This is a genomic window from Agrobacterium sp. MS2 (assembly GCF_003261015.1).
GTDB classification, from domain to species: Bacteria; Pseudomonadota; Alphaproteobacteria; order Rhizobiales; family Rhizobiaceae; genus Agrobacterium; species Agrobacterium pusense.
In genome coordinates, this window is sequence record NZ_QLNF01000012.1 from 104,597 (window position 1) to 119,429 (window position 14,833).

At 60.9% G+C, this 14,833-nt stretch carries 13 protein-coding genes; 5 read left to right on the forward strand and 8 right to left on the reverse strand.

Translation table 11 applies throughout. From position 1 onward, the window contains the following. Positions 1-24: 24 nt before the first annotated feature. Together DOU54_RS05130 and DOU54_RS05135 are read left to right on the forward strand one after the other, a co-directional pair. Positions 25-513 (forward strand): Lrp/AsnC family transcriptional regulator, encoded by a 489-nt coding sequence (locus tag DOU54_RS05130; RefSeq protein ID WP_003507846.1) that lies wholly within the window; start codon positions 25-27, stop codon positions 511-513. A 285-nt stretch (positions 514-798) separates the two neighbouring features. Continuing rightward, complete coding sequence (locus tag DOU54_RS05135; RefSeq protein WP_004442522.1) at positions 799-1,764, forward strand: aliphatic sulfonate ABC transporter substrate-binding protein; 966 nt, start codon at positions 799-801, stop codon at positions 1,762-1,764. Between the two features lie 242 nt (positions 1,765-2,006). Here the strand turns inward: DOU54_RS05135 and DOU54_RS05140 are convergent, their stop codons facing one another. The 5 genes from DOU54_RS05140 to DOU54_RS05160 form a co-directional block, all read right to left on the reverse strand. Next, positions 2,007-2,831 (reverse strand): class I SAM-dependent methyltransferase, encoded by an 825-nt coding sequence (locus DOU54_RS05140; RefSeq protein WP_037092968.1) that lies wholly within the window; start codon positions 2,829-2,831, stop codon positions 2,007-2,009. 84 nt (positions 2,832-2,915) lie between these two features. Continuing rightward, positions 2,916-3,182, reverse strand: coding sequence for an usg protein (locus tag DOU54_RS05145; RefSeq protein ID WP_004442513.1), 267 nt, complete (start codon positions 3,180-3,182; stop codon positions 2,916-2,918). 169 nt (positions 3,183-3,351) lie between these two features. Then, positions 3,352-4,182, reverse strand: a complete 831-nt coding sequence (locus tag DOU54_RS05150) for an ABC transporter permease (protein ID WP_004442510.1) — start codon at positions 4,180-4,182, stop codon at positions 3,352-3,354. Further along, positions 4,179-4,982 carry an ABC transporter permease gene (locus tag DOU54_RS05155; RefSeq protein ID WP_113381319.1) on the reverse strand — a complete coding sequence of 268 codons (804 nt, stop codon included), beginning with the start codon at positions 4,980-4,982 and terminating at the stop codon, positions 4,179-4,181. Before DOU54_RS05155 ends, DOU54_RS05150 begins: the two co-directional genes overlap by 4 nt. A 112-nt stretch (positions 4,983-5,094) precedes the next feature. After that, positions 5,095-5,868, reverse strand: coding sequence for an ABC transporter substrate-binding protein (locus DOU54_RS05160; protein ID WP_004442506.1), 774 nt, complete (start codon positions 5,866-5,868; stop codon positions 5,095-5,097). Between the two features lie 347 nt (positions 5,869-6,215). Between DOU54_RS05160 and DOU54_RS05170 the strand changes: the two genes are divergently transcribed. Continuing rightward, positions 6,216-8,414 (forward strand): OmpA family protein, encoded by a 2,199-nt coding sequence (locus tag DOU54_RS05170; protein ID WP_113381320.1) that lies wholly within the window; start codon positions 6,216-6,218, stop codon positions 8,412-8,414. Between the two features lie 285 nt (positions 8,415-8,699). On the opposite strand, the gene DOU54_RS05175 is transcribed toward DOU54_RS05170, so the two are convergent. Together DOU54_RS05175 and DOU54_RS05180 are read right to left on the reverse strand one after the other, a co-directional pair. Continuing rightward, entirely contained in the window at positions 8,700-9,623 is a 924-nt protein-coding gene (locus DOU54_RS05175; protein ID WP_004442502.1) for a pseudouridine-5'-phosphate glycosidase, read from the reverse strand. Positions 9,624-9,651: 28 nt separating this feature from the next. After that, positions 9,652-10,593, reverse strand: a complete 942-nt coding sequence (locus tag DOU54_RS05180) for a carbohydrate kinase family protein (protein ID WP_112635826.1) — start codon at positions 10,591-10,593, stop codon at positions 9,652-9,654. 246 nt (positions 10,594-10,839) lie between these two features. Here DOU54_RS05180 and recA point away from each other — a divergent pair, with 246 nt between their 5' ends. Next, positions 10,840-11,928 carry a recombinase RecA gene (gene recA, locus DOU54_RS05185; protein ID WP_004442498.1) on the forward strand — a complete coding sequence of 363 codons (1,089 nt, stop codon included), beginning with the start codon at positions 10,840-10,842 and terminating at the stop codon, positions 11,926-11,928. Between the two features lie 15 nt (positions 11,929-11,943). Here recA and DOU54_RS05190 read toward each other — a convergent pair whose 3' ends face one another. Beyond that, positions 11,944-12,165, reverse strand: coding sequence for a hypothetical protein (locus DOU54_RS05190; RefSeq protein ID WP_113381321.1), 222 nt, complete (start codon positions 12,163-12,165; stop codon positions 11,944-11,946). On the opposite strand from DOU54_RS05190, the gene alaS reads away from it, so the two are divergent. Beyond that, the gene (alaS, locus tag DOU54_RS05195) at positions 12,164-14,827 is read left to right on the forward strand and encodes an alanine--tRNA ligase (protein WP_006698767.1); all 2,664 of its coding nucleotides are present in this window, start codon (positions 12,164-12,166) and stop codon (positions 14,825-14,827) included. The two genes, DOU54_RS05190 and alaS, sit on opposite strands and share 2 nt — an antisense overlap. The last annotated feature ends 6 nt before the right edge of the window (positions 14,828-14,833 follow it).

Sequence of the window (14,833 nt, forward strand, 5' to 3'; positions counted from 1 at the left end):
AATTAATTCAGGAGGGTAGACGCATTGGATCGCCTAGACCGTAAGATTTTGCGCATTCTGCAAGAGGATTCCACGCTGGCTGTTGCCGATCTGGCGAAGAAGGTCGGCCTTTCCACGACGCCCTGTTGGCGGCGTATCCAGAAGATGGAAGAAGACGGCGTCATCCGCCGGCGTGTGGCCCTGCTCGATCCGGTCAAGGTCAATACCAAGGTCACGGTTTTCGTCTCCATCCGCACCGCCTCCCATTCCATCGAATGGCTGAAGCGCTTCTCCGAAGTGGTTTCCGAATTCCCGGAGGTTGTCGAATTCTACCGTATGAGCGGTGATGTCGACTATCTGCTGCGCGTGGTCGTGCCCGATATCGCCGCCTATGACGCTTTCTACAAGCGGATGATCGCCAAGATCGAAATCCGCGACGTCTCCTCCGCCTTTGCGATGGAGCAGATCAAATATACGACGGAACTGCCGCTCGATTACATGCTGCTGGATAATCCTAAATCCGGCGAAGAGTGATCCGTCGCTGGTCAGTTTTTGATCAACGCCCTTTCCGGCCGCCGGGGAGGGCGTTTTAATTCGTGGGTGGTTTTTTGGGCGCCGGTCGGGCCTGCCTGGGCTGATACTGTCGGAAGGTCCGTCCGGTAGCTGCCGCAGAGGCACGACAATTCTATTTCGCCGGTAACGGCAAATTCGCACATTCAATTCTCTCAACGCCGTCTGCGCGCAAACCAGGATTTTGATAAAATCGCTCGAATATCTACGCTTTTACTGTCGAAGGATGGAATAGCGAGGGATATCCATATGCTGACACGACGCGGAACATTGGGACTGATTGCAGGTGCGACCGGGGCGGTGTTTCTGCCGCATATCCGGCGCGCGAGCGCCGCAACCACGACGTTGCGGATTGGCTGGCAGAAGAATGGCGTGATAGCGCTCGCGAAGAGCCAGGGCGCGCTCGAAGCGCTGCTGAAGGATCGCGGCATCGAGGTCAAGTGGTCTGAATTTTCCTCCGGGCCGCCGCTTCTTGAAGCGCTGGGTGCCGGTGCGCTGGATATCGGCCCGACCGGCGATGTGCCGCCGCTTTTCGCGCAAGCCGCCGGCGGCAATCTGCGTTATGTTGGCACCTACAAGGCGGCGGCAGGCGGATCGGCGATCCTCGTGCAGAAGGATTCGCCGCTGAAGACGCTCCAAGACCTGAAGGGCAAAAAGGTCGCCTTCAAGCGCGGCTCCAGCGCCCATAACGTCACTGTGAAGGCGTTGCGAAAGGCGGGGCTGACCTTGGCAGACATCACGCCCGTCGATCTTGCCCCGCCGGATGCGGCGGCCGCCTTTCGAAGCGGCAGCATCGATGCCTGGTCGATCTGGGATCCCTATTTCGCCGTGGCAGAGAAAGAGCCGACGACGAGGGTACTCTCGACAGCCGAAGGCATCGTCGATCCGTGGAGCTACTTCCTCGCCAATGGCGATTTTGTTGAAAGTAATCCCGATCTCGTGCCGCTGATTCTGAAGGAACTGGCGAATGTGGGTGCGAAAGCGCAGACCAACATCGACGCGACAGCCAAGTCGCTGTCGGCCATCACCGGTGTCCCCGAGGATGTCACGAAGGTCTCGCTGACGCGCCCCGGTGCCGATCTCGGACGGGTCTCGCTGGTTCCGGATGAAGCCATCGCCTATCAACAGGCGCTTGCGGACGAGTTCTACGATCTGAAGATCGTGCCGAAGAAGCTCAAGGTGGCGGATATCGTCTGGCGCCCGAAGGCGAGTTGATGGGCGGAAAGTGGAGTCTCTTCAACCGGCTGGCGGATCTTGCTCAGAGGTTGATTCAGGCCGTTGGTGTTAAATGTGAGGCGATTGGATGCCGCTTGTTTCTTCTCCCCGTGGGGGAGAGGTTCGCGGCAGCGGGATGAGGGGGCGAGGGTAGAGATAGACCGAGAGCCAGCCCCCTCATCCGACCCTTCGGGCCACCTTCTCCCCGGCGGGGAGAAGAAAATTGCCTCAAGGTCACCGCATCAACCCTTGAGCTTCGCAATCACCAGATGACCGGGCGTCGGATTGCCGTCCTGCATGCGCACATTGATGTCGGTCACTTCAATCACCTCGAAACCGGTAGCCGCCAGTCGTTCGCGGACATAGGTTTCGGCATGGGCGAAACGCTGGTGCGGGCCGACCATGTAGGGGCGCCCGGCCATGATTTCTTCGGGCAGGGTCTCCGACGAGAAGATCAGCAGGCCGCCGGCATTGAGGTTTTCGGCGGCGCCGAAAAACAGCGGTTCCAGCGCGCCGAGATAGGGCAACACATCGGTGGCGGTGATGATGTCGAAGGGCTCGTCGTCATTGTCCTCGAGGAAATCCTCGACTTCGGCGACGTAGAGCGTCTCGTACAGGTCCTTTTCATGAGCGATCTCGACCATGTTTTCGGAAATATCGATGCCGGTGATGTCGTCAGCCATATCGCGCAGCGCTTCACCGGTGAGGCCGGTGCCACAGCCGAGATCGAGCAGGCGTTTGAAAGGGCCGAGATTGAGCGTCTGCAGCCGCTGGCGAACCATCATCGGCACGGCGTAACCCAGCTGCTCGACAAGAATGTCCTCGAAGGCTTCGGCATGCTGGTCGAACAGGGTTTCGACATAGGCGTCGGGCGCTTTGGACGGCTGTTCGCCCCGGCCCATGGCGGCAATGCGTACGGCTGCGCCACCGTGGTCTTCCGGATCGATGGCGAGGACCTCCTCATAGGCCTTCACCGCCGCGTCCACATCACCGGCCTTTTCAAGCGCGAGTGCGCGGTTATAGGCCTCGGCGAGCGCCTCTTCGTCGATCTTCTGGTTCTTGGTCATCGTGCCTTATCCGTCAGCGTCTTCAATTGACGTTTGCTGTAAGCCGCATCGGGGACCGGCGCAATGTTTATGTGGCGTGAGGGCTTAGTGGAGGATGAACTCCCCTTTGAGCGCGCGCCATTCCTGCGCCGAGATAACCTGCCGGTGCACATAGCGGACGGAGTGCAGGGGGCCGTCGAGCTTTTCCTGCCAGAACTTGAGGAAGCCGTGCATTTCAGGAAAATCGGGGGCCAGATCGTAATTCTGCCAGACATAGGTCTGGAGAACCAGAGGATGGTCTGGCAGGCGGTAGAATATCTGGGCGGTGGTGAGGCCGTAGCCTCGCAGCATCATTTCCATGTCCTTGTTCATGGTGGCGGTTCCCATATCGATGATGACCGATCACAGCGTTGCCGCTGTATCTTAGATGGGAACACGGCAGGGTTAACCCAACCTTGCCAAAAGAATGGATGCGTCACAAATTTGTTATATTTTTCAAAGTGTTGGCAGTACTCATTGATGAGTGCTGCCAACGTTGGGCTCAGCGCTTGAGGTGACGGGTCAAGCGGGCCTCCAGCCAGGCCCAGACATGGCGCAGCGTCTCGACGATCGCAAGGTAAAAGATCGCAGCCCAGAGATAGGCCTGATAATCGAAGGTGCGGGAAAAGGCGTAACGGGTCTGGCCCATCAGGTCGAAGACGGTGACGATGGAGACCACCGCCGAACCCTTGATCATCAGGATGATCTCGTTGCCATAGGGGCGCAAAGCGACGATCAGCGCCTGCGGCAGTATAATCTTTCGGAAGGTGATGAACTTGGAAATACCGAGCGACGCCGCCCCTTCGTGCTGGCCGCGCGGCACGCTCTGGATCGCCCCGCGCAGGATCTCCGCCTGATAGGCGGCGGTGTTGAGCGTCAGCGACAGGAGGCCACAATACCAGGCTTCGCGGAAGAACCACCAGAGATCGACGGCTTCCAGCGCCGGGCGAAAGCTGCCGAGGCCGTAATAGATCAGGAAAAGCTGCGCCAGGAGCGGCGTGCTGCGGAAGACATAGACGTAGGCATAAGCGAGCGCGCCAATGACGCGATTTTCAGACATGCGGGCAAAGGCGATCGGCACGGACAGGATGGCGCCGAGAATGATCGAGCTGCCGACCAGCGTGATTGTGGTGATGAGGCCATCGATATAACGGGGCCCATACCGTTCAAATTTGTCCCAATCCCAACCCTCGATCATCGCAAATAAAAGCCCGGCGGCGAGAAGCAGCCAGAGCGTAATGACAGCGATGCCGACGACACGGGAGATGTTCAGCGGTTTGTCCGCAACGATGGGCGCTGGGCGTGGCGGAATGAGTTCCTTGATATGGCTCATCGTCTGGCCTCCGACTTGCGCGACCAGCGATCTATGAAACCGATGCCGATGGATGAGAGGAGCGCGAGAATGAGGTAAAGCAGGCAGGCGATGCCGTAGAAAAAGAAGGCTTCCTTGCTGACGCGGGCGGCGATGCCGGTCTGGCGGATGATATCTGCAAGGCCGATGATCGATACGTAGGACGTGTCTTTCAGCAGGATGACCCACAGGTTGGTCATGCCGGGAAGGGCGATCCGCACCAGCTGCGGAATGATGATGAGCACCATGGTGCGGCTGCGGGGAAGTCCGAGTGCGTCACCCGCCTCATATTGCCCCTTCGGTATGGCCTTGAAGGCCGAGAGAAGCACCTCAGACGCATAGGATGAAAACACCACCGAAAGCGCGACCATGCCGGCAACGAAGGCGTTGATTTCGATGGGGCCGGTAATGCCGATGTAACCTGCCACGGATTGCAACAGCATCTGGATGCCGTAATAGACGATGAAGAGCGTCAGCAGTTCGGGCAGGCCGCGGAAGATGGTGGTATAAATTCCGGCGGCCAGCCGAAGCGATTTTTCTTCCGATTGCGCGGCGAGCGCGATCAGGAAGCCGATCAATAGCCCGACTGGCAGGGTGGCAAGCGCCAGCGAGATCGTGACCTTGACGCCGAAAGCGATTTCATCGCCCCAGCCCGCATCGCCGCAGGCGACGAGAGTGCCGTTTCCCAAAAGCGAGAAGAGACCGACCGGCCCGCAGAAGGGATCGAGAAGTGTCGAGACATAGGTCCAGAACGCACCTATGGCGGAAAATGCTCCGCTCATGCCAATTTTCCCCTGCGGTCTTAAGCCGCCGTGATTGTTATGGTGACGTTTTCAAACAAAAATGGCGGAAGGGCAAGCCTTCCGCCACGAGATTTCAACAGATCGAACCGGCTTACTCGCCGTAAACGTCGAAATCGAAGTATTTTTTGTTGATCTCCTGGTACTTGCCGCTGGCGCGGATGCCGGCAATGGCAGCCGTGAACTTGTCGGCCAGCGCCGTGTCGCCCTTGCGAACGGCAATGCCTGCGCCGTTGCCGTTGATGTCGACGTCGACCTTGAGCGGTGTCAGGATCTTGCAGCACTTGCCGGCATCGGTCTTCAGCCATTCCGACAGCACGACGATATCGTCGATGACGGCGTCGATACGGCCATTGGCGATGTCGAGCTTATATTCGTCTGCGGTCGGATACATCTTCACGTCGGAATCCGGGAAGTGTTTTTCAGCGTAGTTGGAGTGGGTGGTGGAGCCCTGTGCGCCGAGCGACTTGCCCTTGAGATCGTCGAGGGACTTGATCGGCGAATCCTTCGGCACGGCGATCGCCGGCGGCGTGTTGTAATATTTCTTGGAGAAGTCGACCTTCTGGAGACGTTCCGGGGTGATCGACATGGACGCGATGATGGCGTCGAACTTCTTGGCCTGAAGGGCGGGGATGATGCCGTCCCAGTCATTGGTGACGAAGGTGCACTCGGCCTTCATTTGTTCGCACAGCGCCTTGGCGATGTCGATATCGAAGCCGGTCAGCGTGCCGTCGGCTTCGAGATTGTTGAAGGGCGGGTAGGCGCCTTCGGTGCCGATGACGATCTTGTCCTGCGCGAGAGCCGCGCCGGAAAAGAGCGAGATGGCGGCAATCGATACGGCTGCGAGCAGACGGGTGGAAATAGGCATTTCGATCCTCTCTTTTGGTCGTTCATCCGCGGTCTGTTGTTGTTTTCAGTGCGGACGCCATGGGCGCCAAGGCGCGGCAGGACGGAGGATACCGCCTGTGGCCTTCAGCGCGGATGTGATTATTCATCCGCTTGGTCAAAAAATGCAACTGCAATATTAGCGACCTTCTTTGTGCCGCAGAGCCTCCACGAAAAGGCCTTGATCTGTTCATTTCCGGTACAGAAGGCTTTGGTCATCATGGGAACCGGAGCGTGTGTAAGGCGTTGAACAGCGCCTGCGTGCCAAGCCGGGCCCACGACGTCGCGTCATTCGCGACCCATAAAATGACGGCAGATGAGGAAGCACTGATGCTGAAAAAGAAAAACACATTGCTGACCGGGGTGGTTTTTCCACTCATGTCTCTCGCGATCGCGGTTGAGCCAGCAGCGGCAGGCTTTGCCGGCGCGGCCCGCGCCCAGGCGCCTGTTTCTCAAACCGCGCCCGGCCAGATAATCCTGGCGCAGGCGGAGCCGGCGCAGGAAAACCCCGAAGAAGAACTCAAGAAGAAGCGTCAGCGCGCCGAAGAGGCGCAGCCTGCCGAACCGAAGCGTGAGGAGCGCGCACCGGAGCCCCAGCGCGAGCCGGAGCCCAAGCGCGAAGCGCCGCCGGAACCACAGCAGCGTGAGGCCCGCCCGGAGCCTGCGCCGGCCGAGCAGCCGCAGGAGCGTCCCCGCAAGCCTGAACGGGCGCAGGAGCCGCAGGGCGAGGGTGAACAGCGCCCGGCTCGTCAGCGTGAGGCCGCGCCTGAAGCTGCGCCTGCCGAACAGCAGCCGAAGGAACGTCCGCGCAACCCGGAACGGGCCGAGCAGCCTGCAGGCGAGGGCGAACAGCGTCCCGAGCGTCCCCGTAAGGAGCGTGCGAAGGAGCCTGCGGCCGAACAGGAGCCCGCAGCTCGCCCTGAAAATGCCGAGCAGCCGGCCAAGTCCCGTGAGCCGGCACCCGCCAAAAAACCGGCAGTAGAGGAAAAGGCCCCGGAACAGAAAGCCGAACCGGCCGAAAAAGCCCTTCCCGAGAAAAAGCCTGCCGCTCCCGAGCCCGCCGCGAAGGAAGCACCTGTTCCGACAGAAGCGCCGACGCCCGCGCGCCCACCGGCACCCGAGGCCCAGCCAAACCCTGCACCTGGCCGCCAGCCTTCCGAACAGCCGCCGGTAGAAGGTCAGGGTAGAACGGAACCCGCAGCCCCGCTGCCAGGCGCGCCGACCCCGCCGCCGAGCGGTGCGACGACCGGGCAGGCGCCTGCCGGCGAACCAGTGCCGAACCAGGTTGCCGTTCCGCAGACGGAAGCCCCGCCGATGACGAAGGAGGAGCTGGACAAGGCCAAGGCGATCGCCAAGGACCCGTCCAAGACGGCCGACACCGTCATCCTGCCGGTCGACAAGGGTGCTGCCGTTCTCGACAGCGACAAGGAAGTGGAGCGCTCCGGCAACCGCCAGACCCGCGAGGAACGCCGTCGTGAACGCGAACAGGCCGGCGACTTCAAGGTCCCGACCTCCGACGCCGAGGCGCAGCGCGCCGGTGCTGCTGAAGGCAAGGCTCCGCCGCCACCCGTAAAGCTGGAAGCCATCACTTCCCAGCAGGGCGAGCGCATCGACCGCCGCCCGCAATATGAGCGGCCGGACGGTGTACGCGAATGGCAGCCGCGCGAGGGTCGTCCGCGTGATCGCGATGGCGATGCGCCGATCATCCTGCAGTTCGGTGACCGCGTCGTCGTTCGTGGCGATGACAACCAGCGCTTCATCCGCGATGGCGGCGAGCCCTATTACGAGCGCCTGCAGGGCGGCCGTGTCCGCGAAACCGTGGAGCGCCGGGATGGCACGCAGGTCGTGACGATCCGCAACCGTTATGGCGACGTGATCCAGCGTTCGCGCATTGACGATCGCGGCCGCGAATATGTGCTGTTCTACGCACCGGAGCTGATGGACGATCCGGACCGCGATTACGTTTATCGCGACCCCGGTCTCGATCTTCCGCCCATGCGTCTGCGTATTCCCGTGACGGACTACATCATCGACACGTCGAGCGATCCGGATCGCGATTATTACCGCTTCCTAGAACAGCCGCCTGTCGAGCCGGTGGAACGTGTCTATTCGCTGGATGAAGTGCGCTATTCGGCCCGTATCCGTGACAAGGTGCGCCGTATCGACCTCGATACGATCACCTTCGCGACCGGCAGCGCTGAAATCCCGATGGCGCAGGCTCGCTCCTTGCGCAAGGTGGCCGACGCAATCAACAAGGCGCTGGAAAAGAACCCGGCGGAAACCTTCCTCATCGAAGGCCATACCGATGCCGTCGGTTCGGATGAAAGCAACCTCGTACTGTCTGACGAGCGCGCCGCCTCCGTCGCCAACGTGCTGACCGACGTCTACGGCATCCCGCCGGAAAACCTCGCGACGCAGGGTTATGGCGAGCGTTACCTGAAAGTCCAGACACTCGGCCCGGAACAGCAGAACCGCCGCGTCACCATCCGCCGCGTGACGCCGCTGGTGAAGCCGGTCGCTCAGAACTGATCGGGTTCAAATAGAAAAACAAGGCCCGGAAGCGAAAGCTCTCCGGGCCTTTTTATTGCTTACGATGTCCCCAGCGCCGAGGCGTTTGGCAGAACTTGATCATCCGCAATCCGTCACCCCGGACCAGATCCGGGGTCCAGCGTGATCAAGTCCTTGATCACGAAAGACTCTTTCACGGCGCAGACGCGCCGTGGCGGGATGCCGGATCTGGTCCGGCATGACGGAGGTGAGGTTTTCGAACCCTGGCGTCACCCGCAAGCTTGAGGATGATCCCAACCCCGACGGTTAGCTCAGCGCCACCGCAATCTCAGCCGCAAGCTGCGCGTTGTTGCGAACCAGCGCGATATTTGTTTCGAGGCTGCGACCATCCGTCAGGCGGAAAATGTCACCCAGCAGATACGGCGTGACCGCCTTGCCGGTCACTTCATCCCGCTCGGCATGCGAGATGGCGCGATTGATGTAGATTTCCATTTCCTCGCGCGGAATTTCGTCAGCTTCCGGCACGGGATTGGCCACCAGCATGCCGCCATCGATACCGAGCTGTTCGCGGGTTACCTGGAAGTTGGCGATTGCGGCCGGGCTGTTGAGCGAAAGCGGGCTGGGCAGGCCGGAGGAGCGAGACCAGAAGGCCGGGAATTCTTCCGAACCGAAGGTGACGACCGGTACGCCGTTGGTTTCGAGGACTTCAAGCGTCTTTGGAATATCGAGAATGGCTTTCGCGCCAGCGCAGACGACGATGACGCCCGTCTTGGCAAGCTCGGTCAGATCTGCGGAGATGTCGAAAGTCTCTTCAGCACCCTTGTGCACGCCGCCGATGCCGCCGGTCGCGAAAACGCGGATACCGGCGCGGGCAGCGGCAATCATGGTGGCGGCAACCGTCGTCGCGCCCGTGCGGCGCTCGGCGATCGCAAAGGCGATATCGGCGCGTGAGACCTTCATGGCGTCGGTAGTCTGGGCAAGCGCCTCTAGCTGGTCTTTCTCGAGGCCAATATGCAGGGTGCCATGAATGACGGCGATGGTGGCCGGAACCGCGCCCTGATCACGGATGATCTGCTCGACGCTTTCCGCCATCTCGATATTGCCGGGGTAGGGCATGCCATGGGTGATGATGGTCGATTCAAGCGCGACGATCGGCGCACCGCGCTGCTTGGCGGCGGCAACTTCCTGAGAATAGACGATGGGCAGGAGAGGGGAGATGGGGCGGGTCATTTACATTGTTCCAGTTCTTAAAAGCGGTTCATGCCAGTATTTCAGCCTGGGGAACAAGCCCCAACATGGCTTCGACACTGTCTTTTGATAGGTCGTGCGCGGTGGCAAAGGGCGATTGCACGGTGATTGCAGCTGCCGCAGCGCCCCGTCTCAGGGCTTCGGCAATCGTCTTTCCTTCGGCAATGGCGGCGAGGTAGCCAGACGCCATGGCGTCGCCCGCACCGGTTACATCCTTCACTTCGCGGATGAGGGGCGGGTGGAGGATTGCTTTTTCATTTCCGTCGAAGGCCACGACTTCGCTTGCGCCGCGGGTGACGACGCCTCCGGAAAGCCCGGCCTTGCGCAGGATATCCGGCCAGTCACGAACGTCAGCGGCCGTCTCGCCGGTGAGCGCGCGCGCTTCCGCCTCGTTCATGAAGAGGATGTCGATGTCGGCCAGCGCCGCTTTCAGCTTCACGGCCTTGGCCGGCGAAATGGCTATGGCCGCCAGCGGCTTTTCGCAGGCGCGGGCAACGAGGCCAAGTGCAGCCAGCGTGTCCTCGGGCAGGTTGGCGTCGCAGAGCAGGATATCGCTTGCGGTGATGGCCTCCCGGACGGCGCGGACCTTGAGCCGGCGCGGCGTGAAGAGCTTGTAGAGGTCCATGTCGGCGAGCGCGATGACGAGGTTGCCGTCACGCTCAAGAATGGCGGTATAGCTCGGTGTGCGCCGGTCGAGGAAGGTGAACGGCGTGTCCTCCACGCCAGCCTGTCGTGCAGCCTCCGCAACGGCTTCTCCCGTCACGTCGCCGCCCCGCGGGGCGATGATCCTGACTTGAAAGCCGAGCCGGGAGAGATTGCGTGCAGCATTGAAACCGCCGCCGCCCGCCTCTTCCATCCAGGAGCCGGGGTTGCTGGCGCCCGGCGCCGTTTCAGTCTCGATCATGCCGCGCCTGTCGATATGCGCGCCGCCCAGAACGAGTATTTTCTTCACGCTTGCATTTCCCTCTCTGGCGGATGGTAAGGCCGGACGATTCGGCCTAAACTGACGTTTTCCTGACCTCGCCTCCGGTTTGCGGCAAGGGGCCGCGCACAGAAAAACGAAAGCAGAACAAACGACTTATCACTATTTGTTTTCAATATGCTGGCTCAGCCTTGTTAAATGAGAACAAATAGAGTACATACCGTTCCCATACTGCTACATTGCCTGTGCGGCTTCAATAACCTAAAGGTGGTTCGGATGGCACAAAATTCTTTGCGTCTCGTAGAGGATAAATCGGTGGATAAAAGCAAGGCACTGGAAGCGGCGCTCTCCCAGATCGAACGGTCGTTCGGCAAGGGATCGATCATGAAGCTCGGTTCCAATGAAAATGTGGTTGAGGTGGAGACCGTTTCGACGGGTTCGCTCAGCCTGGATATCGCGCTCGGCATCGGCGGACTGCCGAAGGGGCGCATCATTGAAATTTACGGTCCGGAAAGCTCGGGTAAAACGACGCTGGCGCTGCAGACCATTGCGGAAGCCCAGAAGAAGGGCGGCATCTGCGCCTTCGTTGACGCCGAACATGCGCTTGATCCGGTCTATGCGCGCAAGCTTGGCGTGGATCTGCAGAGCCTGCTGATCTCGCAGCCGGATACGGGCGAGCAGGCGCTTGAGATCACCGATACGCTGGTGCGCTCCGGCGCGGTCGACGTTCTCGTGGTCGACTCCGTTGCGGCGCTGACGCCGCGGGCGGAAATTGAAGGTGAGATGGGCGACAGCCTGCCGGGTCTTCAGGCGCGTTTGATGAGCCAGGCGCTGCGCAAGCTGACCGCTTCGATCTCCAAGTCGAAGTGCATGGTCATCTTCATCAACCAGATCCGCATGAAGATCGGCGTCATGTTCGGTTCGCCGGAAACGACGACCGGCGGTAATGCGCTGAAGTTCTACGCTTCCGTTCGCCTCGACATCCGCCGTATCGGCGCTGTCAAGGAACGCGAAGAGGTTGTCGGCAACCAGACCCGCGTCAAGGTCGTCAAGAACAAGATGGCGCCGCCTTTCAAGCAGGTGGAATTCGACATCATGTATGGCGAAGGCGTTTCCAAGACCGGTGAGCTTGTCGACCTCGGCGTAAAAGCCGGTATCGTTGAAAAGTCCGGTGCCTGGTTCTCCTATAACAGCCAGCGTCTGGGGCAGGGGCGTGAAAACGCCAAGACCTTCCTGCGCGACAACCCCGATACGGCAAACGAGATCGAGCTGGCGCTGCGCCAGAACGCCGGCCTGATTGCGGATCGTTTCCTGCAGAATGGCGGTCCTGATTCCGGCGATGACGGCGACGGTGACGAAGGCTGATCCTGCCGTCGAGCTTCAGGCATCCGTTGCCGGATCGCCTGTCTCGATGTGAATCGAATTGAACAAAATGGGCCGTGCGATTTCTGTCGTGTGGCCCTTTTTCTTTGTCGGTACGCCTTCGCTGACCTCGATGGCTGGACAGGGCAGGATGCGGACGATAAAAGCCATTGATTTTGCAATATAGCCATCATTTCCGATGGCGGTGATGGACTCCAGCTGTGAGCGGTGTGTGGGCATGAGCGGTGTAAATGAAATTCGGTCGACCTTCCTCGACTACTTCAAGAAGAACGGACACGAGATTGTGCCCTCCAGCCCGCTGGTGCCGCGCAACGATCCGACGCTGATGTTCACCAATGCCGGCATGGTGCAGTTCAAGAACGTCTTCACCGGTCTGGAAAGCCGTCCTTATTCTACTGCGGCATCTGCGCAGAAATGCGTGCGCGCTGGTGGCAAGCATAACGACCTCGACAATGTCGGTTACACCGCCCGTCACCACACCTTCTTCGAAATGCTCGGCAACTTCTCCTTTGGCGATTATTTCAAGGAAGAGGCGATCACCCACGCCTGGAACCTGATCACCAGGGAATTCGGCATCGACCGCAATCGCCTGCTGGTCACGGTTTATCACACCGACGACGAGGCCTTTAACCTCTGGAAGAAGATCGCCGGTTTCTCCGACGACCGCATCATCCGCATCCCGACCAGCGACAATTTCTGGGCGATGGGCGATACCGGACCCTGCGGCCCCTGTTCCGAAATCTTCTACGACCATGGCGATCATATCTGGGGCGGCCCGCCCGGCTCGCCGGAAGAGGATGGCGATCGCTTCATCGAAATCTGGAACCTCGTCTTCATGCAATATGAGCAGGTGACGAAGGAAGAGCGCATCGACCTGCCGCGCCCGTCGATCGATACCGGCATGGGTCTGGAGCGTATCTCCGCATTGCTGCAGGGCAAGCATGACAATTACGATACGGACCTGTTCCGCGCACTGATCGCCGCTTCCGTCGAAGCGACGGGTGTTCCGGCTGAAGGCGAAAAGCGCGCCAGCCACCGCGTTATCGCCGACCACCTGCGGTCGTCTGCGTTCCTGATCGCCGATGGCGTGCTGCCGTCCAATGAAGGCCGCGGTTATGTTCTGCGCCGCATCATGCGTCGCGCCATGCGCCATGCCGAACTGCTCGGCGCGCGCGAGCCGCTGATCTACAAGCTGCTGCCGTCGCTGGTGCAGCAGATGGGTCGCGCCTATCCGGAACTGGTCCGCGCCGAAGCGCTGATCTCCGAAACCCTGAAGCTTGAGGAAACCCGTTTCCGCAAGACGCTGGAACGCGGCCTGTCGCTGCTGTCGGATGCCACCTCGACCCTGCACAAGGGCGACATGCTGGATGGCGAGACCGCTTTCAAGCTTTACGACACCTATGGTTTCCCGCTCGACCTGACGCAGGACGCACTGCGCGCCCGCGAAATCGGCGTCGATATTTCCGGCTTCACGGATGCCATGGAGCGCCAGAAGGCGGAAGCCCGCTCGCATTGGGCCGGTTCCGGCGACAAGGCCACCGAAACGATCTGGTTCGAACTCAAGGAAAAACTCGGCGCCACCGAGTTCCTCGGTTACGACACGGAAACCGCCGAGGGCGTCGTGCAGGCCATCGTCAAGGATGGTAAGGCCGTCGAAAGCGCTGTGGATGGTGAGACCGTGCAGGTCGTCGTCAACCAGACGCCGTTTTATGGCGAGTCCGGCGGCCAGATGGGCGATACCGGCGTAATCTCCGGCGATAACGGCGCTTTTGCCGTTTCCGACACCCAGAAGCGCGGCGAAGGCCTCTTCGTTCATATGGGCACCGTCTCCAAGGGCGGCATCAAAGTGGGCGATGCCGTTCAGTTGACGGTCGATCATGACCGCCGCTCGCGTCTGCGCGCCAATCACTCCGCCACCCATTTGCTGCATGAGGCGCTGCGCGAAGTGCTGGGCACCCATGTCGCGCAGAAGGGTTCGCTGGTCGCGCCCGAGCGCCTGCGCTTTGACGTTTCACATCCGAAGCCGATGTCTGCCGAGGAGCTGAAGGTCGTTGAAGACATGGCCAACGAAATCGTGTTGCAGAACTCGCCTGTCGTCACCCGCCTGATGAGCGTCGATGACGCCATTGCCGAGGGCGCGATGGCGCTGTTCGGCGAGAAATACGGTGACGAGGTTCGTGTCGTCTCCATGGGCACCGGCCTGCATGGCGCGAAAGCCAACCGTCCTTATTCCGTCGAGCTTTGCGGCGGCACGCATGTGGCTGCGACCGGCCAGATCGGTCTCATCCGCATTCTCGGTGAAAGCGCCGTGGGTGCGGGCGTGCGACGCCTCGAGGCCGTAACTGGCCAGGGCGCGCTTGCCTATCTCGCCGAACAGGACGAGCGGGTAAAGGCGCTCGCCTCGTCGCTGAAGGTTCAGCCGGGCGATGTCCTGTCGCGCGTTGAAGGCCTGCTGGACGAGCGCAAGAAGCTGGAGCGTGAGCTCGCCGATGCCCGCCGGAAGCTCGCCATGGGCGGCGGTTCGGCGGATGCCGGGGCAAGCGACGTCAAGCAGGTCGCGGGCGTCAACTTCCTGGCAAAATCCCTTGCTGGTATCGATGCCAAGGATCTGAAGGGGCTCGCCGACGAGGCCAAGGCCAATCTCGGTTCTGGCGTCGTGCTGCTGATCGCCGTTTCCGAGGATGGCAAGGCAAGCGCTGTCGCCGCCGTGACGGAAGATCTGACGTCCCGTTTCAGCGCCGTCGATATCGTCCGCACTGCTTCCGCCGCACTTGGCGGCAAGGGCGGCGGCGGCCGACCGGACATGGCGCAGGCAGGTGGTCCTGATGGCGCCAAGGCGCAGGAGGCCATCGAAGCGGTGGCAGCGGCTCTGGCGGCCTGATCGACA

Excerpts from the sequence above, each read along its gene's own strand:
- DOU54_RS05190 (WP_113381321.1), bottom strand. The coding sequence starts at position 12,165 with ATGCCCACACACCGCTCACAGCTGGAGTCCATCACCGCCATCGGAAAT.
- DOU54_RS05145 (WP_004442513.1), bottom strand. The coding sequence starts at position 3,182 with ATGAACAAGGACATGGAAATGATGCTGCGAGGCTACGGCCTCACCACC.
- alaS (WP_006698767.1), top strand. The coding sequence starts at position 12,164 with ATGAGCGGTGTAAATGAAATTCGGTCGACCTTCCTCGACTACTTCAAG.
- DOU54_RS05155 (WP_113381319.1), bottom strand. The coding sequence starts at position 4,982 with ATGAGCGGAGCATTTTCCGCCATAGGTGCGTTCTGGACCTATGTCTCG.
- DOU54_RS05175 (WP_004442502.1), bottom strand. The coding sequence starts at position 9,623 with ATGACCCGCCCCATCTCCCCTCTCCTGCCCATCGTCTATTCTCAGGAA.
- DOU54_RS05140 (WP_037092968.1), bottom strand. The coding sequence starts at position 2,831 with ATGACCAAGAACCAGAAGATCGACGAAGAGGCGCTCGCCGAGGCCTAT.
- DOU54_RS05135 (WP_004442522.1), top strand. The coding sequence starts at position 799 with ATGCTGACACGACGCGGAACATTGGGACTGATTGCAGGTGCGACCGGG.
- DOU54_RS05150 (WP_004442510.1), bottom strand. The coding sequence starts at position 4,182 with ATGAGCCATATCAAGGAACTCATTCCGCCACGCCCAGCGCCCATCGTT.
- DOU54_RS05160 (WP_004442506.1), bottom strand. The coding sequence starts at position 5,868 with ATGCCTATTTCCACCCGTCTGCTCGCAGCCGTATCGATTGCCGCCATC.
- recA (WP_004442498.1), top strand. The coding sequence starts at position 10,840 with ATGGCACAAAATTCTTTGCGTCTCGTAGAGGATAAATCGGTGGATAAA.
- DOU54_RS05170 (WP_113381320.1), top strand. The coding sequence starts at position 6,216 with ATGCTGAAAAAGAAAAACACATTGCTGACCGGGGTGGTTTTTCCACTC.